Genomic DNA, 17,360 nt, shown 5'->3' with positions numbered 1-17,360 from the left:
GTGGGTGACTCCGATTCTCAGGTGAGGTGGATGACGACGGTCAGGGCCGCGACGAGCGCGGTGGCGAAGGGGATGCGCAGCACCCAGGCGAGCGGCGGGTACCAGCCGCGGGTGCGCCAGCCGATCCAGGCGCCAGCTCCGACGAACGTGACGGACATCCAGAACTGCCCGCCGGGCTCGTGGAACCAGAGAATCAGGTGCTGCATTTTGGGCAGGATGTCGAAGCCCCAGGCGGGGACCACCGGGCCGATCCAGTTGGCCGTCCAGAGCAGCCGGGCACGGTGCCAGCCGTTGCCGGTGTTGTTGGGCGTGGGCTTGAGGGCCTCGCGCAGGGTCGGCGGTTTGAACTTGGACTTCGGCGCGTCGTTGTTCTCGCCGACCCTGACCTCGACCGTGACCTCCTGCTCGACCTCCTCGGTCTCGTCCTCCTGCGGCGGGGCGGCCTGTGCGGGCGGGGTCTGCGGCGTCTTGTGCAGGGGGCAGGAGCAGGAGGTGAACTCTCCGCCGCAGTTGGGGCAGGTCGAGTGGTGCGACGGCGGGTCCTCGGGGGGCGCTCCGGGGCCGGGGCCCCGGCCGTTCCAGCCCCCGCCGCTGCCGTTCCCGGCCGCGGCGGACGGGTTGCCGGGCGGCCGGCTGGGGCGCCTGGGCAAGGTGGTCTTCACCGTGACGGTGGCGGTGACCGGGGGCGGCTCGGCCGCCGGCGCGGGCGCGGTCGGTGCCACCACCTCCTCGGTCTGCGTACCCATCGCCTTCGTGGCCAGGTCCCGCCACCACGCCGGGTTGGGGTCGTGCCGCTGCTCGAAGACCGGCGGCCGGGCCGCGGCGGGCGCCGCGTCGGTGATCGTCGCGAGGCCCGCGCGGTCCTGCTGGTTGAAGGGCGGGAAGTCGGGCTTCGGCGGCTGGTCGGCGGCGGGCAGGACCCGGGTCGGGATGATGACGCGGGACTCGGGCCGGCCGCTGTCGCCCTGGTCGGCGGCGCCGGGGGTGAGGGTCTGCTCGGTCATCCCGTCACCTGCCGGTCGAGGAAGCGGACAATCAGCGCGCTGAGCAGCACGCCGTAGGCGACAGCGGCGGAAAGGAACAGGACGACGAGCACGGCGTGGAGAAGGTACTGCGGGATCTCGGTGATCATGGCCTGGCCTTCCGGATCGGGTGGGGTTGTCAGCCCGGGCGCGTGGTTCTCGCGGCGCGGTCGGGTTGACACGGGGTCAGCACAGGTGGCGCAGCGTCGTGGTGGCCAGGTCGGCGATGACGAGGTGCAGGCCGAGGTAGAGCCCGAGGGCCCAGCCGGCGCGGGGTGGCCAGGACCAGCGGTCGTTGACGGGGCCGATGCGGACATCGCTCCGGTCGGGGTGGCTGATGCGGATCTCGTGAGAGGGCATGGCGAAGCTCCGGTCGGCGGTTGCTCGGGCGGATGGAGGGTGGCGCGAGCCGTCGGCCCGGGCCCGGCCGGCGGGTGCCCCTCTCCCCTCCTTGGGGTCGGGCATCGCCCGCAGGACCGGTAGGCAGCCGGACAGATCGGTATTCATGCAGTTCGCAGCGGTAGGCCGGGGGCTACCGCGAGAAGGCAGCAGGCGCTCGGAGGGCGGCTTCCGCAGTGGCCGGCCAGCTCGGCCGGCCACCACGGGATGGGCCCGTCAGGCTGCTCGGGCCGGGTGCTCTGTGTCGCTGTGGGGCAGCGGCAGGGCCTGCTTGTCGGCCTTGTTGGCCGTTGGGACTGGCAGCTCGGGCACCGGGTCCTGGTACGACTCCGCCTCGTCGGCGGCCTCCTGGCGGGCTCGGACCCGGTCCGATATCGGCCGGATCACCAGGACGCCCAGCCCGGTGGATCCTCCGGCTACCCCGGCCGCGATGAGGATCTGATACAGGGTGGTCATAGCGATTCCTTCACTGTCAGTGATGGATCAGAGTGGCGGCCGGGCGCGCCGGGCGAGTGCCCGGGGCCCGTGTTCCGGCCGCTCAGGAGAGGTGGCCGCTGCCCGTTCGGAGCGCGGGGACGGCGGCCCAGCAGGTCCAGGAGCCGGGCCCGGGGAACAGGACGGTCGGTGCGCTGAGGCCGGAGCAGTCAAGCGGCATCGACCAGCTCCTTCGGGCGCGGGCCGGAAACGGAGGCCGGCTGAGCGGAGTGCGCCGCACAGCCCGTGGCGGGCGCGGTTTCGGCCGGCTCCCCGAGGCCCGGCTCGGGCTCAGGGGAATCGAGCAGGGTCGGTGCCAGTTCCATGACGCGCCGCGCCACCTTCTGTCCGGCCTGCAACAGCTTTCTGACATCCCGGATGCTCAGCGAGACCTTGCCGTCCTCACCGACGTAGGGCAGCAGCATCCTGGCCAGCGTCAGGTCGTCCCGGTCACCGGTCTCGTCCGTACCCGCCTCGTCCGGGTCCGGGTCGCTGCCCGTACCCGCGTGCTCAGCGGCCGTGCCGGTCTCGCCCTCGTAGGCGCTGTCGAAGCCGGGGACGTACCCGTGCTCGTCCTCCGCGACATTGCCGAAGACGCCGGGCGTACCCGAGGCGGGCGGCCGTGTACCCGCGTCGGAAGCGGATGTACCTGCGTGCAGGACGGCCGTACCCGCGCCGAGGAAGGGCGTACCCGGGTTGACCTGCGGGTTTTCCACGGGTACGGAGCTAGCGGGTGCCTGCGGACTGGGCCGGACCGTACTCGGGTACGGCGGCAGCGGCGTACCCGTACCCGCCCCGGGCGTACCCGGGTACGTCTCGGAGAGCTGCCGGGTACGGTCCGCCGTACCCGGGTACGGGGCCTGTGCCGTACCCGTACCCGCTTCGCCCGTACCCGAGTACACCTGAGCGGGCTGCCGGGTACGGTCCGCCGTACCCGAGTACACCGACTGCGGTGCACCCGTACCCGCCCCAGGCGTACCCGAGTGCACCCCGGCGGAGAGCGGGTACGCCTCGCCTGCACCCGGCCCGTACCCGGGTACACCGGCTTGATGCCCAGCCACCGCGTCCGGTGCTGTCCCCGCACCCGGGTACAGTCCGGACCCGCTGTCGGCCGTACTCGCCGGATCGGCGACGAACGTGGCCAGCACCGCCTTGACCGCCTGGCGCTTGGTGAAGTCAACCGCGGCGGTGTCGGGGGTGCGCACCAGGCGCTCGAGGTGGGCCAGGATGTGGATCTGGTCGGCCAGCGCGACCCGCGTCTGGGCCTGCTGCGCCCGGCGGATCGCCCGAGCCAGGCCGCGAGCCTGCCATCCGGTCGACTTGGCCTTGGTCTGGCCGTCCCTGGCTCCGTCCAGGAGCCGCACCCGGTACAACTTGCTGGCGGCCGTCTGGATGCGGACCCGGCGAGTGGCGTCGGCCTGGGAGAGCGTCTCGTCGGCGGCCAAGGCCAGCGCCACCTTGATCCACTCGATGGGGTGGAGCATCCGCACCATGCGCATGCGGCGGTCCAGCCACTCGCCGGCCCGGCGGGCCAGCTCGCGGGCTGCGGTCCGCTCTTCCAGGCTGCCCAGCTCGAACAGCACGGCGGCGATGATCGACCACGGGGCCCGGGAGATTGCCTCGCCGAAGTTGGCTCCCTCGGACGCGGAGAACGACGAGCTGATCAGAGCGAAAACCCACACGAGGACGCCGGACAGGCCGGGCGGTTCCCCGTTGCGGGAGCGGCGCCGGGCCCGCATCCCGCACACGTATGCGGCGACGTCCAGCGCGATGAACGGCAGCCAGTCCCACGGGGCCGTCAGCCCCATCATGTCCCGGCCCATCTTGCGCAGGCCGGTCGCGGACAGTCCGGCCGCCGCGGAGGCGACCAGCACGGTCCAGATGTCCTCCAGGCGGCGGCCGCGGGCGTCGATGTGCAGCTTGCGCTCCGCGATGTCCTTCGCGCTGAGCTGCTGTTCCTCCTGATAGTCGCGTTCGGCCTGGCGCCAGCGCCGCAGCAGCAGCACCGCCGTGGCGGCCGCTACCACGGCGCCGGCCAGGATGTCGGAGTGGGCGACCAGCCACTGCTGGGAAGGGAGGATGCCGCCGATGCCGTTCAGCAGGCTGGTGATGGACATTGTTCTCCTGAGTCGGGGCCCGGGGGCCGGAATCGGATAGCCCGGGCCCGGGCCGCCCGTGCGAGGGGCGGACCCGGAGATCCCGGGGCGGGCGGAGCGGTGCTGCGCCCGCGGCCGGACTCGGCGGGGCGTCGTCAGGAACTGCTGGGGCGGTGCTCGCCGGGCAGTTGCCGCCGGGCGGTGTCGCGCTGGTCTTCGGTGCGGGCTTCGATCACACCCGGGCATTGCTGCAGGCCGTCGCCGGGGCGCGGGCAGGAGCACAGCTCATTGGTGTGCGCGAAGTGCGCGAACTCGACTGCTGTCATGTGTAGTTGCGCCACTGGCTCAGCGGTCGGCTGGTCCTCCTGGGCTCGGAGGCTGGCCGCTTCCACCGGCCCCGGCGAAGGGGGGAGGTTCGGGCGCTGATCGGCACGGAACCGGACGGTTCCGGCCCGGGCGCACCAGGCGCCGAGCGCGAAGCCGAGCCGCTCGGCCGCGTCGGCGGCGGATCGCCAGCCGCGTTTGCCGAGCAGTTCGGCCACGGCCAGGGACAGCAGCGCCCCCGAGGCCGCTGCGCTTTCGATCGCGGAGGCGACGGCGTGGAATCGCATCAGGGTCCTTCTCCTGTGATCAGCGGGCGGCGTCGGCCGGTAGCGGCCGCCAACCGCCGGAGGCATCAGGCGGGCAGGTCCGAGCTGCTGAGGAGGTGGTGGACCATGCCGAGGGCCAGCCGGGCGTTTCCGGCGATGCCCTCGTCCCGCCGGTTGCTGATCAGGTCCGTGCCGTAGTCCTCCAGGTGACGGATGAAGCGGTGAAGCTGCGTGTTGGCGACCACGCCCGGGCGCCCGTGCCGGAGCACCATCAGGGCCCGCAGGCGGAGCAGGGAGGCCAGGCGGCGCTCCGCCAGGAACACCGCCCGCAGCCGCTCGTGGACCCTGTGGAAGCCGGTGATGGAGTCCAGGTCCGCAGCCGCCGCCAGCAACTTCAGCGACGCCGCCAGAGTCTGGGACCGGAGACCGGGCCGCTCCAAGGCGGCACGCACCTCGGGCCAGTTGGGCTGGTGCAGCCCGAAACGCTCGGCGGCCATCTGCCCGCGGTCGATGACCCGCCCGGTGTTGAAGGTGACGAGCGGAACCATGTCAGCCCTGCCTGGCCCTGTTGCGAACGGCGCGGCGCTTCATCGCACGTCGCTCGTCCTCGCTCATGCCGCCCCAGACGCCGGCGTCCTGTGCGGTCTCCAGCGCCCACTGGAGGCACTGCTCCATGACGGGACAGCGGCGGCACACGGCCTTGGCCTCCTCGATCTGCAGCAGAGCCGGCCCCGTGTTCCCGATCGGAAAGAACAACTCCGGGTCCTCTTCGCACACCGCGCGATGGCGCCAATCCATGATCATTAACCTTCCTCTGGTCTCGACGCGGTGGACCGGACGGCCGCCGCGGATTGATGCGGGCCCGGCGGCGCATCGCGCGTCTCCGGTTCTGTGAGCTTTCGTCGACGAAATCCGTGCGTGATCGCGCGGTCTGCCCAAGCGGTCAGCGGCGGGTGGACCGCTCCGGGCGGGCGATGCCGCCAGCCCGGAGCCACTTGGCGGTGTCGGCGTCGATCTGACGGACCGACTTGCCCGGCTTGCCGAACGAACTGTCGGAACCGCGTGCCGCCTGGACCAGTCGGCCGATAACCTTGAACACGTCCTTCTCCTCATGCTGTTGGGGTCGTGACACCAAGGCCCTGGCCGGCGTTCTCACCGCCGCCAGGGCCGCTTCCAGTTCCGGCCTACGCGGCGGACGCTCGCTGGAGCTCGGTCCGTCCGCGGTACAGCGCCCCGTTCCGGAAGGGCGATCGCTCGACGAGGAGCCCCTCCTCCAGCTGGGACTGCGCGTCCTTGGGCAGGGCCGAGGCCTTCGAGGCCTTGCCCTGGGCCGTCTTCGAGTACTTCGAGGTCGTCGTCACCGCTGCTCCTCTCGGCTGCGCGGGGCCGGACGGCCCGACGCTCCCCTGGGCCGCCGCGTGCGTGCGGCGGCCCAGGGCAGTTCCGGGGTTCGAGCCAGGTGAGAGGGGCCTGTGATTGAGGCGTCGGAACCGGACCGCCCCACCGTCAGGGTGGATGCGGTCCGGGTCCGACCCGTCGTCTCTGGCCACGGACGCCGCCACGTCCTGCGTGGGGCGGATGGCCAGAGGCGGAGGCAGCCTCGGTGGCTGCGTGGATGCTCGCCGCCGCGCGGTCGCGGGGGCGGACAGCGTGCTGTGTCCCGCCGTGAGGGCGGGTTTGCCGGCCTTACGGAGCCGGTTCCCGGGTGGGCATCTCTCTGTCTGCTCACCACCAACAGGGCGACGTCGCGAGTCGGGTGGCACACCGGAAGGTGTGTTCTCCAGAGCCGACCGCGTTCGGCAGGTTCTTCGGTCAGAGCCGCAGCTCTGTTGTCGCCGACGGCATCACCCGGCCGCCTCGGGGGGCGATCTGTCTCATCTCGCCCTCATGCTCGGGACCCGCTGTACCTCCCACGCCCCGAAGGGCGGCGCCTGCCAGCGCGTAGGGGAGAGCAACTACAGCTCGACGGTTCGCCGTTGACCCCTCCTTGAAGGGACCGCTTGCGCCTGCCGTGACCGTTGCTCTCGCGTCAGTCCCGCAATGCACCACTGTGGAGTTCTCAAGGACCGAGCACTTCCTTCGAGCGGCAGTCGGGCCGTCTCTCCGGGCGCTGGGGTGGTACCGGTGGTACGTCAGGTGTTGGACCCTGGCGGGGCCGGCCGCACCACTCCCGGCGCCGTACGGGCATGGGCATGCCAGGACGGTTCCGAGGAGAGAGCGGCGGGAGAAGCCGATCTTCAGGGGGAGAGCTACTTCGAGGCGGCCGGACGGCCGGTGGTGCGCAGCCGCCGGGCGGCGGCCGAGTCCGGTCCCACCTTGGCGATCGGCTCACCGAACAGGCCCCGAGGGACCTCCGCGGTGGGTTCAAGCTCGACGACCTGGCCCTTGACGATGCGACCAGAGGCCAACGCCCTCGCCATCAGGACCACCAGAACTTCGAGGTCACCTCGGACGTCGAGGTCCCGAGCCCGAGGAAATCCCGCCGGCTCATCGGGGGATCAGCTACTGCCTGGTCTCCGACGGCCATGCTCACGCTGGCCGCGTGCGCGTCGATCTGCGCGTACAGGTTGTCCACCGCGTACGGCTCGCTCGTCGACTCCGAACTCTGCGACTGCTGATCGGAGTTGACCTGCGGCTGCTCACTCATGCCGCCACCTGCCCGCTGCTCTCGAGTTCCAGCATCAGGGTGAGCCGTCCCCCGGAGGTGAAGGCGACCACAGTCATCTGGCCGTCGCGCTCGCTGACGTCCTGGGTGTCCATGCTGTCGGCGATGAACGCGGCGTCGTCCCGGGAGCCGGTGCCGAGGTGGAGCTGACCCGCGGCGCCGAGCAGCTCCAGGTGGACGAGCAGCTTGAGGAGGTCGAGCTGGGGGTCCTCGGCGGACTCGCTGTCCTCGTCCTCGCCGGCGATCGCGGCGGCCAGCAGCTCCTGGGCCTGCGGCGACGGGAGGACGGTCAGGTCGGCCGAGCGGGACTGAGCAGGGCTGGTGTGGTCGGGCATGTCGGGATACGGCATGATGCTCACGGCGTGTAACTCCCTCAGATGCATTGAGGTGGTAGGGACTCGCCATCCGGCACCCCCGACGAGGGGCGCCAGCTGCGGGCCCAGGGACTACGACCCCTGGGCCCGCAGTGCTTTTCCGGGCTACGACTCCCAGAGCGGCAAGGCGAGGTTCAGCTGCCGCTGCGCGGTCCGGGCTACGACCCCCGGTCCGCTTGGCAACGAGACAACAATGGCACAGCTGTAGCGGCATCGTCAATGCTATGCCGACATAGAATGATGCTTGGCGGGTCAGAAGCGGCGTTGATGGGCCTGTGTCGGCATATCCCTGAATGTGGTTCACTATCCCGTAACACCACGACCGTACGATCACGAGAAGGGAGGTTCCGGAGTGGCCCTCAAGTGGGAGCTCCTCGCGGACGATCTCGCCCGGGCTTGCGCCGACCTGCCGGCTGGCGCCGTTCTCCCGAGCACGAAGCAACTCATCGCAGCGGGGCGGGGTTCGAGGACCACGGTCGGCGAGGCATTCAACGAGCTGACTCGCAGGGGCCTCGTGAAGGGGAAGCCCGGCAAGGGCTACGTCGTATTGCCGCGGAGGCGGTCGAAGATCAGCCTCATCCGGCAGGGAAGCAGTGAACTCGGACCCTTCGGCCTGGACGGCGATGGACGTCTCGTCTTCATCCGCCAGACCTTCGGGGAGCCCCTGGCCAACGTGGCCATGAAGCTGGCCTTGCCCGAGGACGCGCTCCAGGTAGTGGAGCGGCTCCACCACGTCGTAAGAACTGAAGACGGCATCGAGGACCAGGTCATCCTGATCCAAAACAGCTGGTACCCGTCCGCTCTCGCTGGTGCTGCTGGCCTCGACAAGGAGAACTCCTCTCCCGAGGACGTGGTCTCTGCCCTTATGGCGGCCGGCCTGGTCGGTTCGGCAAGCGAACACGTCCGCTTCCGGCCTCCCACCGACGCCGAGGCCCGCGCTCTGGGCCTTTCCCCGGCCCAGGCCGTGGTGCAGATCGAGCGGATCCTGGTCGACCAGGCCGGTCGACCGGTGGAGTTGATCCGACTCGTCGCACCTGCTGAGCGGACTGACCTCACCTACGCCAACCTGTCCGTCTTCGCGACTCCCGGCAGCGGCTAACACCGTGTTCCCCCTGAGCTCGTTCAACATCAGCCCGGTCACCGTGCCCCGAAGAGCCGCCTGCAGGAAGTGACATGAGGCGGTGACAAATCGAATGTCACCGCGATCTGTCACCTCCGTAGCACCGCCCTCAGGTGCCAGACTCGCCCCACCTGACGCTCATAGGAGGACCTGAAATGTCCGACGAACGTCCCAGCTGGGCTCGCCGCATGGTTGAGGAGCGGGCTGCCCGAGGTTGGTCGCAGCTCGATGCGGTGCGCGTGATGATCGCCTACCTACCTCCAGACGTAGACGTCCTGGAGCAGGACCTTCTGCGGCAGTGGAAGCGGTGGGAGGCCGGCGAGGTAGAGCCGAAGAAGTACAAAGCACAGATCGCCCGCACCTTCGGAACCACGACCGGCGCGTTCTTCCCAGAGCGCGGTCGACGAGACGGGCGCGCCGAGATCCTGCAGGTGAGCGGCTTGGATACGGTCGAGATCATCGCGCGACTTCGGGCGAGCGACGTCGACAATGCAACCCTGGACGCGCTGCGAATCACGGCGGATCGACTCTGCTGCGAATACGCTTATATGCCTGCGGACCAGCTTCTGGTAGAGGGGCGGGCCTGGCTCGGCAGGGTCGTTGGCCTTCAGCACCAGCGCGTCAGCCTTGCGCAGCACCGTGAACTTATCGCTCTCGCTGGCAAGTTGTCGCTTCTCGTTGGCTGCGTGGAGTACGACTCCGGTCGGCCTCGCGATGCCGAAGGCACGCGGCAGGCCGCCCTGATGCTCGGCCAGGAAGCGGGGGAGCCCGGCGTCCAGGGTTGGGCCCACGAGATGCGTGCGTGGTTTGCGCTGACCCGGGGGGACTTCCGCGGCGTTATCGCGGCCGCAGAGGCTGGCATCGCCGTGGCACCGAATGACTCGGTGGCTGCTCAGCTGTACGCGCAGCAGGCGAAGGCGTGGGCTCGGCTCGGAGACCGCCAACAGACAGAAGTCGCACTGGACAAGGGCCGACAGCTGCTCGAACGGCTGCCCTACCCCGAGAACATCGAGCACCACTTCGTCGTGGACCCGGCCAAGTACGACTTCTACCGGATGGACGCTTATCGCAAGGTCGGCGAGGACCGTCTCGCGGAGCAGTTGGCCGCCGAGGTGATCCGGGCGAGCACCGACTTCGATGGCACCGAGCGCGCTCCGATGAGGATCGCTGAGGCTCGGGTCACCCTTGGCGTCATTGCTGCCCGGGCCGGCGACCTGGACACCGCACTCGCCTTTGGCGAGAAGGCGTTGCAGGGCAATCGGCAGTCGCTGCCGTCCCTGGCGATGGTCGCTGGCGATCTCGGGCAGGTGCTGCAGAATCGCTTCGGGCACGCAGGGGAGGCGCTGGAGTTCGTCAACCACTTGCGTGAGCTGCGTGGTGGCCAGTGACGGCGCGTTGCACGTTCTGCACTGCGCCGTTCGCCGAATGCGCTGTGTTACCAGGGCGCCGACGCGGCTATGCCGACACACGGATCCCTGTGAGTGAATGGTGTGGCCAACGAGGCATACTGTGGGTTTAGGATCAGGTGCTGACCGCAACGGGCTGGCGGGGGGTGGAATCCCCGCCGGGTGGTGAAGGTCGCACAAAAGTCAACGGCCCCGTTGCAACCGCGGCGGGGTGGAAGACCCGCCGGTCTCGGTTACCCGGGGCCGGTGAGCCAGGAGCTGTGTGATGGCGGCTCGACTGGCTCGGTAGCGGTACACCTTTTAGCAAGAGGAGGTGTGCGCTGTGATTCAGCGTACCTGGTGGGAGGCCCAGCGGCGCAATAGCCGCCGGCCGATGTCGCGCGGCCTGCTGTCGCGCCCGGCTGCCTGCGGCCTGCTCCGGCCCGAGATTTCCCTGCTCAGCGTTGGTTTGTGCTGTGCGGGGTTCACCCGTCCGCGTGTCGCCCGTGAGGGCTTGATCCGGTCGGGTTCTGCCAGGCTCCGCGTCGTCAGGAGCATGGTGCCCGCTGCGGCCGCCTCGTGTGGCCGGCTTGGCGCGGGGGTGGTTATGACCTAGGCCTGCTGGGGCGGCGCCCCATTCCGCACTTCCTCCTTGCAGGGAGGTTGCTGCGGTAGCGCCGCCCGGGGGCCAACCGGGTTAGCAGCCCGGTGAAGCGCCCAGACAATCCTCGGTGTGAGGGACCGCCCCGCCTTGCCGGGCGTGTGGCCAGTCGTCTCGCACATTTTTCGGTTCTCGCCAGAACCGCATCCAGCCCGGTGAAGGCCTTTTGCGTACCCTCCCGGGCATCCAGGAGAGCACCGCCATGATGCAGCACAGCGCTGCCGAAATCCACTTCGGCATGCCCATGCGCCGTCGAAACCGCGCGTTTCCGGCCATTCCGGTACGTCCCGCGTCGCCGTCGGCTGCCCGCCGGGGTGGCCGGTGAGCGCCACCGCGATCGCGACGCAACCGCCCTGCACGCCTGATGCCGGGCCGCGTCCGGCGGCCGGCCGCCGCTGGCTGCGCGCTGTGCCTTCTCAGAAAGAGGCGCCGGACCCGCTGCTTCTGGGCGAGACCATGCGGGTGCGTCTGCAGACGGCGGTGCGTGCCCTGCTCGAGGACGAGTCGGTGGCTGGCCTGCCGGACGTAGCCAGGGCAGCTGCCGTGGTGCTGTTCGCCAAGGGCGGTGTGAAGCGAGCCCACGTCCGGACCTGGTCCGGTGAACTCGGACGGTGGCTCGGTGTCGGGGTCTCCACGATCAGCCACCGTGTGCTACCGCCGCTGCGGGCCCGGGGCGCGATCAAGACCTGGGTGGAGACCGACGACGACGGGCATCCGGTGGCCCTCGACATCGTGCTTCAGCCCGTGTGGCAGGTCCGCCGGGCCAAGGACAAAGGCCACCCGCTCGCCCTGACCCGTCGTGAGCTGGCGACGCTGCTGCGCCTTGTCGAGGCTCTGTTCGGTCCGGGCTGGGAGCCGAAGGGCAAGCCGGCGATTCCGGCCGGGCGGCTGGCGGAGCGGCGCGGCCCTGGTGCTGCGGCCGAGCGGCTCGCGCTCCTGCTGCTGGTGCTGTCGTGCCGCGAGACCGGCTGGCTGCGGCTTGCTCCCGGCTCGCTCAGGTCCCCGGAGCTGGGGCGGGGCGCAGCGACCCTCGCTCTGCTGATGCGCGGTCAGGCCAGCCCGGCGGACGCCCGGCACCTCCGCGTCGGCCTGGTGACGGCTGGTCGGCTCCTCGACCGTCTGGAAATGGGCGGCCTGGTCGCGGTGGAGCGGGACGGCGAGGGTGAGCTGACGGGTCGGGTGCGCTTGCTGCCGGTTGCCGAGCGGCACGCCGCGGTGCGGGCGGTCGGGAAGCCAGTCACGGGCGAGAAGGCCCGCCAGGGGGAGAAGCGGGGGATGCGGCTGGTGAAGCCTGCCCCGGCGCCTGCGTGCTTGGGCTCGGGCGGCGTTGAGGTGCCGGGGACGGCTTCTTCGTCGGCCGCGCACGGTGCCGAAGGGGATCTTGAAGCCCCGGAGTCGCTTGCTGAGCCGCTGGCAGGGCTGCGAACTGCGGAAATGCCCGCCGGTGAGGGAGTGTCGGCTGAGGTCGGCGGTGCCGACGTACACACTCTCCACGCTTCTGGTGTTGCTGTTGGTGGTTGTGTTGACGAAGTTGCTGGCTCTTCCGGCGCTTGCGCCGTTGGGGTGACCCAGCACGGGCCGGAGCGCGCGTGCGCACGCGAGATCGAGCACGCCGCCGACCTGCCGGAGCAGGCCGATGGCGATGCCGGGGCATGCCCGCTTCGCGGGGAACAGCACAACCCGACCAACCAGCACCACCAGGAGCAGCCGGAGCGTGAGGGCTTCCGGGCGCCGGCTGTCGACCTGCCGAAGAACCCTGACCTCGCCTGGGCCCTGGCTCCCGTCGCGGACCTCTGGCAGCGACTGGAGCGACCGTCAACCAGGAAGTTCCTGCTCAAGCACGCCGGTCTGGCCCTCGACGCCATCGCGGTGTGGACCGGCCGAGAGCACGCCCCGAAGGTCCTGGCCGACCGGCTCGCCTACCGGCGCGAGCGCCAGCGCCGACAGGGCAACCCGACCATCTCCGCCCCCGTCGCCTGGATGCTGGAGCGAGGCCTGCCGCAGGAGCAGGAGTGCAGGCACCCAGCCTGCGACAACGGCGTCCGGCTGGACGGCGAGCGGGAGTGCACCACCTGCGACCTGCGGGTGGAGGACCGCCGCAGCACGCGGCGGTCGGTGATCCGCCAGGTCGTCCGGGACCTTCCCGGCGCGACGTTCGAGGCGCGGCAGGGAGCCATCGAGGACGCGCTGCGCGGCCACGCGACCTCCCGCGCCGCAGTCCAGGCGGAGGCCGACCGCCGGACCGCAGAGGCCCAGGCACGGTGGGAGGCGCAGCGGCCGGAGCGGGAGGCCCGGGCGGCCGAGGCCGAGCGGGCCCGGGTGGCGGTGCCGTGTGCGGACTGCGGTGCGGAGCAGGCGGCTGGGTTGTGCACGCGGTGCGGGTGGCAGCGGGAGATCGCGGTGAGTGTGCACGCCGCCATCGACCTGGTGCTGGCCACCCAGGCTGACCTGGGCTCGCGTGCCTCGGTCCGGAAGGTGTGGCAGGTGGCCCGGGACGAGCTGCAGGCGCGTCGGACCCATGCCCGTACCGGCCTGGCGGACCCGGACGGGGAGATCGCTCGTGGGGTGGTGATGCTGGCGATGCAGCACGCCGTGGGTGAGTTCCGGCAGGAGGCACTCGACCACTTCGCCGCGTCCGAGCCGGCGGTGCGAGAGGCGGAGGCGGCCTACGACGCGGTGATGCGCTCGCGGCACCGGTACCCGACCGAGGAGGCGGCCGAGGAGACCGCTGTTCTGCGGGCCGAGCAGGCGCAGGCCCAGGCGGCGACGTGGCTGCTGAAGCAGCGGCTGGAGCAGGTGTCGGACCTGCGGGCCAAGATGGCGGCCCGGACCGGACCGGCCGCTCGGCCCGGAGGCCACCTCCAGGCCGTGGAAGGCACTGACCGGAGCACTGGAACCTCGACGGTCGCCGTCGGAGAGGGGAATTGATCATGACCGTCAGCCATCCGCCCGGCCCGCAGGGCCAGCACCCTGCGGTATGGGTCACCCAGGCCTACCCGCCCGTGTTGCAGGCCGCCCTCGCCCGTCACGGCGGCCTCCCCGCCTCCGTGCGCCAACTCGTCCTCCACGAGCTCCACCACCGCACTCCCGCCGAGCTGCGGGAGCGAATCGAACGCCGCTGGTACGCCCGCTTCAGCCACCTGCCCGCAGGTGAGATCGCGGACCGGGCGGACGAGATCGCCCTCGACCTGGCCGCCGCGCCCGCCTGCCTCGACCCGCGCTGCGAAGACGGCTGGCAGCTCGACGCCGACCACGGCTGCCCTCGCTGCCGCCAGCGACTCGTCAATACCAACGCCCTGCCCCTGGACGGTGAACCTGCCTCCACCGCGACGGCGGCCGCCGCCGTCGCGTCAATCCGCCGCACCATCCTGCTCAGCCGCACCGCTACCCACGCTCATCAGTCCAAGGCCGACCAGCGCAGGCAGCCTCCGAGCCCGCAATCGACGAGGGTGTCCTGAAGCCCGAGCGGCCGGACGGAGACAGTCGCAACGTTCGGCGGCAGGCGGCGCGTCAGGGGCCGGCTACAGGTCGGCACCTCGGCACTGGGGATTTGGGCGGGGCCTTCCCGGTTGGAGGGCGGGGTGGGGGTTCCGATTCGGTGCGCTGCATCTTCCAACCGTCGGCCGGCACCCGGCGACGGCGGGCGTTGCGGGTATTCCGGTCGAAGCGCTTCATGTCGGCGACGGTGGTGAACAGCAGCAGCATGCCGGCCAGCAGCAGGAACGCCTCGCCCTTGACGAGGGAGGGTTCCGGGTCGAAGACGGCGACCGGTACTCCGTCGGGCCCCACCAGCGGGGTCCCGGCAGCCCACCGCCGATCGGCGATGCTCCAGCCCACCTCCACCGTGATCCGGTGCTCGCGGGCCAGGTGCTCCACCGCCTGCCGGACCCCGCGGTTCATCCCGAGGACGTGCCGGCGCACTTCGGCGGGACCGCGCGGTGCGAGTCGGGCTTCCTGTTCAGCCGATGTCGCACTCTCCAGCGCATTCGCCCGGGAGATGGCGTTCTTCGCGTCGATGGCGGCTCGCTTCCTTGCCGCTTGCGCGCGGTACCGGGCCAGCTGCTGCTCCTGCTCCTGCTCCCTCCGGCGGGCCTCCACCAGGTGGGCGTCCTCGGCGGCGACGTACTGGGGCGCGGTCCACACCTGGGAGAGCTGCCGGTGGGGGTAGCGCAGATGCAGCCGCGGGGCGTGCGGAGCCACCTTGCCGGAGAACACCCAGCGCAGGAAGTCGGCGACGGGCACCTGCGGCGCCGCCTCCCAGCCTCCGCCGGTGAACTTCACCAGGCCCTCGGCAACGAGGACCCCGACGTCGGTCGTGGTCAGCCTCAGGGACGGCACTGTGCCGAGCCACGGCGGTCTCGGCCGGTCGCTGAACCAGCAAGAGGTGACGCCGTCGGCGAGCATCCGCCCGGTGCGAGCGGTGATGTCGGCGCCGGTGATCGGGGACAGCTGGGCCTCGAGCGCCATCCGCCAGGTCCCGGACGGATCGGTGGCCAGCACGTCCGCCCGCCAAGAGCCGTCGGGGGAGCGGACCTCCAGCTCGGCGTGGCCGCCGGCGTCCCGGGTGGCGCCGGCCAGCTCCAGCTTGAGGAGATGGTGAGCCTCCGACTCGCCCTGGAGGGCGATCTCGCAATTCGGCGGGTGGGGAGCGTGGGCGAAGAACCGCAGCCCGCTGTAGGAGACCTTCGCGTGCATCGGGTGGCGGCACTCTGCGCAGACCAGCGGCGGGGCTGGCTTCGCCTTCCACACCGCCTGCCAGCTCTGCCCGCACCCGAGATCGGGCAGGTGCGCGAAGACGGTGCCCCACTCGGCGTGCACGACACGGAACGCCATCAGCCCCCCTCTGGCAGGTTCAGTACTCGCCGTCCATGTCGATCCACAGGCGGCCGTGGTGGTCGGTGTGGGCTGGGTAGACGTAGCCGTCGACCACCGCCCCGTCGATCACGATCTCGATGTCGCCGTACCCGGACTCCAGGAACACGATCCCGAACTCGTCCGTGTAGGCGTCGTAGACCACGTGGTCGGACACCACCGCCTCGAACTGCGGCCCGTCCGTGCTGTCCCACAGCCATCCCACGCCGTTCCCCCTCTCCTCTGCCGGAACCGGTCTCAGATGAAGAGCGTGGAGAGCGCCAGGAACAGCAGCATCGCGCCGGCGGTGCTGCCCAGGACCCAACGCGGGCGAAATGTGCCGGGTTCGACGAGCGGCCAGATCGACAGCCCGAGGAAGACGGTCAGGAACACCGCCAGCGTGATCCGCCAGGCGTTGGTCTCCCCCGCGCCCAGTGCCCTGGCCGCGCCGTACACGCTGCTTGCGCCCGCTCCGGCAGCGAAGAAGCTGGCCGCGGCCCACACCGCCCGGCGGCCGCGCTTCAACTCCTCATCCGTACTCAGGTGCCGGTGGGCGATGGTGTGCAGCCTGTAGTGGATGCGCACGAACGCGGCCGCCGCGATCGGCGGTGAGATGGTGGTGGACCGGTTCTTGCCAGACACCCTGCGCTACTCCCGTTGGTTGAGAACCCGCCTACCGCAGGGTCCTCCTGGGAAGGAACCGGCGTGATGGGAACGGGCTGAAACGGCCGGAAATGGACCTCCCGCCACCGGATGCTCGCGGGGGTCGGTTCGAGGGAGCCCGGGGCTGGGGGATATTCAGGCGGCTTCTCCGCATGCACCTGGCCGAGGCATACGGGCCGAAGTGGCTCCGGACGGGGCCAGCGGAACTGCGGGTGATCGCAGGCAGCCCAACCAACTTCGATCCGAAACTCCTGCCCACGAAGTCGCCGGGATCTACCACCCCGGGACGTTAGCCGAGGTGCGGAGCCGCCGCGACAGCTGACGGTTCGCCGGACGGTCCAGTCGAGGTTCTCGGCCGCATTCCAGCGAGCGCCGGTCCGGTTCGACCGTGCGGTGGCCCAAGCCGCTGGCCTCGCTATATGCCGTCGATGGGAAACCCGGCCAGCTCCAGGTCATCGTCGAAGTCATCGTCCAGGTCGTCGTCCAGGCCGTCGTCGTGGTCCGGCTCGGCCGGTGCCGGACAGCCCTGCACGCAAATCGGCTCCCACACCGTCCCGGTCCACGGATGTCCGCAGGCCAAGGTGTTGTCGTTCAGGTCGGCGAAGGGCTCCGCGTCGAGGGCCTCGCGCTCGGCCGTGCAGTAGCCGTCGCAGTCGCCCTTGTCCGGATGCCCGCACCCCAGCAGGTAGCTCACCTGCTCATCGTCGTGCTGCCCAGGGGGTGTTGCGAGGCGGCGCGCCCGGAGCCGCCGAAGTTCTCGCGCGTGTTCGTGCCTGCCGTGCCCGGTGGGCAAGGCCCGACATACTGCCTGCATGACGACCACGTGTACCTGTGGGAGGCCGGTGTGCACGGGGCCCGGCATGCTGGCAGCGAACTACCTGTATCGCAGGCAGATCAGGGCCGAGCGGACTGCAGGCGGCCGCCGGTTCCGCTCGCGCAGAAGCGACTTCCCCATCCTGCGGACCTTGATGCCCCTATGGATGTCAATCGGCTGACGCTGGTGCAGGGGTCGGATTCCTGGCTGCGGTGATGAGTTGGTAGATCTCGCGGGCGACGTAGC

Annotated in this window: 21 protein-coding genes; 4 read left to right on the top strand and 17 right to left on the bottom strand. The window is 70.7% G+C overall.

What is annotated here, in order from left to right; genetic code table 11:
• Positions 1 to 17: 17 nt before the first annotated feature.
• The 13 genes from P3T39_RS31470 to P3T39_RS31410 form a co-directional block, all read right to left on the bottom strand.
• Complete coding sequence (locus tag P3T39_RS31470) at positions 18 to 1,004, bottom strand: hypothetical protein (protein WP_280702634.1); 987 nt, start codon at positions 1,002 to 1,004, stop codon at positions 18 to 20.
• Entirely contained in the window at positions 1,001 to 1,132 is a 132-nt protein-coding gene (locus P3T39_RS31465) for a hypothetical protein (RefSeq protein ID WP_280702633.1), read from the bottom strand. The genes P3T39_RS31470 and P3T39_RS31465 overlap by 4 nt, the downstream gene beginning before the upstream one ends.
• A gap of 76 nt (positions 1,133 to 1,208) precedes the next feature.
• Complete coding sequence (locus P3T39_RS31460; RefSeq protein ID WP_280702632.1) at positions 1,209 to 1,382, bottom strand: hypothetical protein; 174 nt, start codon at positions 1,380 to 1,382, stop codon at positions 1,209 to 1,211.
• 255 nt (positions 1,383 to 1,637) lie between these two features.
• The gene (locus P3T39_RS31455) at positions 1,638 to 1,877 is read right to left on the bottom strand and encodes a hypothetical protein (protein WP_280702631.1); all 240 of its coding nucleotides are present in this window, start codon (positions 1,875 to 1,877) and stop codon (positions 1,638 to 1,640) included.
• Between the two features lie 188 nt (positions 1,878 to 2,065).
• The gene (locus tag P3T39_RS31450; protein WP_280702630.1) at positions 2,066 to 4,012 is read right to left on the bottom strand and encodes a hypothetical protein; all 1,947 of its coding nucleotides are present in this window, start codon (positions 4,010 to 4,012) and stop codon (positions 2,066 to 2,068) included.
• A gap of 134 nt (positions 4,013 to 4,146) precedes the next feature.
• Positions 4,147 to 4,602: a hypothetical protein gene (locus P3T39_RS31445; protein ID WP_280702629.1), complete on the bottom strand. Its 456-nt coding sequence runs from the start codon at positions 4,600 to 4,602 to the stop codon at positions 4,147 to 4,149.
• A 65-nt stretch (positions 4,603 to 4,667) separates the two neighbouring features.
• Positions 4,668 to 5,129 (bottom strand): hypothetical protein, encoded by a 462-nt coding sequence (locus tag P3T39_RS31440; protein WP_280702628.1) that lies wholly within the window; start codon positions 5,127 to 5,129, stop codon positions 4,668 to 4,670.
• Between the two features lies 1 nt (position 5,130).
• Complete coding sequence (locus P3T39_RS31435) at positions 5,131 to 5,379, bottom strand: WhiB family transcriptional regulator (protein WP_280702627.1); 249 nt, start codon at positions 5,377 to 5,379, stop codon at positions 5,131 to 5,133.
• Between the two features lie 145 nt (positions 5,380 to 5,524).
• Entirely contained in the window at positions 5,525 to 5,680 is a 156-nt protein-coding gene (locus P3T39_RS31430; RefSeq protein WP_280702626.1) for a hypothetical protein, read from the bottom strand.
• A gap of 85 nt (positions 5,681 to 5,765) precedes the next feature.
• Positions 5,766 to 5,942 (bottom strand): hypothetical protein, encoded by a 177-nt coding sequence (locus tag P3T39_RS31425; RefSeq protein ID WP_280702625.1) that lies wholly within the window; start codon positions 5,940 to 5,942, stop codon positions 5,766 to 5,768.
• An 888-nt stretch (positions 5,943 to 6,830) separates the two neighbouring features.
• Positions 6,831 to 7,001: a hypothetical protein gene (locus P3T39_RS31420; protein WP_280702624.1), complete on the bottom strand. Its 171-nt coding sequence runs from the start codon at positions 6,999 to 7,001 to the stop codon at positions 6,831 to 6,833.
• Positions 7,001 to 7,228 (bottom strand): hypothetical protein, encoded by a 228-nt coding sequence (locus P3T39_RS31415; RefSeq protein WP_280702623.1) that lies wholly within the window; start codon positions 7,226 to 7,228, stop codon positions 7,001 to 7,003. The genes P3T39_RS31420 and P3T39_RS31415 overlap by 1 nt, the downstream gene beginning before the upstream one ends.
• Positions 7,225 to 7,605 (bottom strand): hypothetical protein, encoded by a 381-nt coding sequence (locus P3T39_RS31410; protein WP_280702622.1) that lies wholly within the window; start codon positions 7,603 to 7,605, stop codon positions 7,225 to 7,227. The genes P3T39_RS31415 and P3T39_RS31410 overlap by 4 nt, the downstream gene beginning before the upstream one ends.
• Positions 7,606 to 7,972: 367 nt before the next feature.
• Here P3T39_RS31410 and P3T39_RS31405 point away from each other — a divergent pair, with 367 nt between their 5' ends.
• From P3T39_RS31405 to P3T39_RS31390, 4 genes are all read left to right on the top strand, one after another.
• Complete coding sequence (locus P3T39_RS31405; protein ID WP_280702621.1) at positions 7,973 to 8,719, top strand: GntR family transcriptional regulator; 747 nt, start codon at positions 7,973 to 7,975, stop codon at positions 8,717 to 8,719.
• 176 nt (positions 8,720 to 8,895) lie between these two features.
• Positions 8,896 to 10,128: a tetratricopeptide repeat protein gene (locus P3T39_RS31400; RefSeq protein WP_280702620.1), complete on the top strand. Its 1,233-nt coding sequence runs from the start codon at positions 8,896 to 8,898 to the stop codon at positions 10,126 to 10,128.
• 1,066 nt (positions 10,129 to 11,194) lie between these two features.
• Positions 11,195 to 13,714, top strand: coding sequence for a hypothetical protein (locus P3T39_RS31395; protein ID WP_280702619.1), 2,520 nt, complete (start codon positions 11,195 to 11,197; stop codon positions 13,712 to 13,714).
• 2 nt (positions 13,715 to 13,716) lie between these two features.
• Complete coding sequence (locus tag P3T39_RS31390) at positions 13,717 to 14,244, top strand: hypothetical protein (RefSeq protein ID WP_280702618.1); 528 nt, start codon at positions 13,717 to 13,719, stop codon at positions 14,242 to 14,244.
• Positions 14,245 to 14,296: 52 nt separating this feature from the next.
• On the opposite strand, the gene P3T39_RS31385 is transcribed toward P3T39_RS31390, so the two are convergent.
• From P3T39_RS31385 to P3T39_RS31370, 4 genes are all read right to left on the bottom strand, one after another.
• Entirely contained in the window at positions 14,297 to 15,619 is a 1,323-nt protein-coding gene (locus P3T39_RS31385; RefSeq protein WP_280702617.1) for a competence protein CoiA, read from the bottom strand.
• 19 nt (positions 15,620 to 15,638) lie between these two features.
• Entirely contained in the window at positions 15,639 to 15,863 is a 225-nt protein-coding gene (locus tag P3T39_RS31380) for a hypothetical protein (protein WP_280702616.1), read from the bottom strand.
• A 32-nt stretch (positions 15,864 to 15,895) separates the two neighbouring features.
• The gene (locus tag P3T39_RS31375) at positions 15,896 to 16,279 is read right to left on the bottom strand and encodes a hypothetical protein (protein ID WP_280702615.1); all 384 of its coding nucleotides are present in this window, start codon (positions 16,277 to 16,279) and stop codon (positions 15,896 to 15,898) included.
• Between the two features lie 436 nt (positions 16,280 to 16,715).
• Complete coding sequence (locus tag P3T39_RS31370; protein ID WP_280702614.1) at positions 16,716 to 16,994, bottom strand: hypothetical protein; 279 nt, start codon at positions 16,992 to 16,994, stop codon at positions 16,716 to 16,718.
• Positions 16,995 to 17,360: the final 366 nt, after the last annotated feature.

This window comes from Kitasatospora sp. GP82 (genome assembly GCF_029892105.1).
Taxonomy (GTDB): domain Bacteria; phylum Actinomycetota; class Actinomycetes; order Streptomycetales; family Streptomycetaceae; genus Kitasatospora.
The sequence above is the reverse complement of the archived record's forward strand: the minus strand, read 5'-3'. Positions and strand labels throughout refer to the sequence as shown.

Bases quoted from the DNA above. Each gene is read 5' to 3' on its own strand.
- P3T39_RS31470 (WP_280702634.1), bottom strand. From the start codon at position 1,004: ATGACCGAGCAGACCCTCACCCCCGGCGCCGCCGACCAGGGCGACAGC.
- P3T39_RS31465 (WP_280702633.1), bottom strand. From the start codon at position 1,132: ATGATCACCGAGATCCCGCAGTACCTTCTCCACGCCGTGCTCGTCGTC.
- P3T39_RS31460 (WP_280702632.1), bottom strand. From the start codon at position 1,382: ATGCCCTCTCACGAGATCCGCATCAGCCACCCCGACCGGAGCGATGTC.
- P3T39_RS31455 (WP_280702631.1), bottom strand. From the start codon at position 1,877: ATGACCACCCTGTATCAGATCCTCATCGCGGCCGGGGTAGCCGGAGGA.
- P3T39_RS31450 (WP_280702630.1), bottom strand. From the start codon at position 4,012: ATGTCCATCACCAGCCTGCTGAACGGCATCGGCGGCATCCTCCCTTCC.
- P3T39_RS31445 (WP_280702629.1), bottom strand. From the start codon at position 4,602: ATGCGATTCCACGCCGTCGCCTCCGCGATCGAAAGCGCAGCGGCCTCG.
- P3T39_RS31440 (WP_280702628.1), bottom strand. From the start codon at position 5,129: ATGGTTCCGCTCGTCACCTTCAACACCGGGCGGGTCATCGACCGCGGG.
- P3T39_RS31435 (WP_280702627.1), bottom strand. From the start codon at position 5,379: ATGGATTGGCGCCATCGCGCGGTGTGCGAAGAGGACCCGGAGTTGTTC.
- P3T39_RS31420 (WP_280702624.1), bottom strand. From the start codon at position 7,001: ATGGCGAGGGCGTTGGCCTCTGGTCGCATCGTCAAGGGCCAGGTCGTC.
- P3T39_RS31415 (WP_280702623.1), bottom strand. From the start codon at position 7,228: ATGAGTGAGCAGCCGCAGGTCAACTCCGATCAGCAGTCGCAGAGTTCG.
- P3T39_RS31400 (WP_280702620.1), top strand. From the start codon at position 8,896: ATGTCCGACGAACGTCCCAGCTGGGCTCGCCGCATGGTTGAGGAGCGG.
- P3T39_RS31390 (WP_280702618.1), top strand. From the start codon at position 13,717: ATGACCGTCAGCCATCCGCCCGGCCCGCAGGGCCAGCACCCTGCGGTA.
- P3T39_RS31385 (WP_280702617.1), bottom strand. From the start codon at position 15,619: ATGGCGTTCCGTGTCGTGCACGCCGAGTGGGGCACCGTCTTCGCGCAC.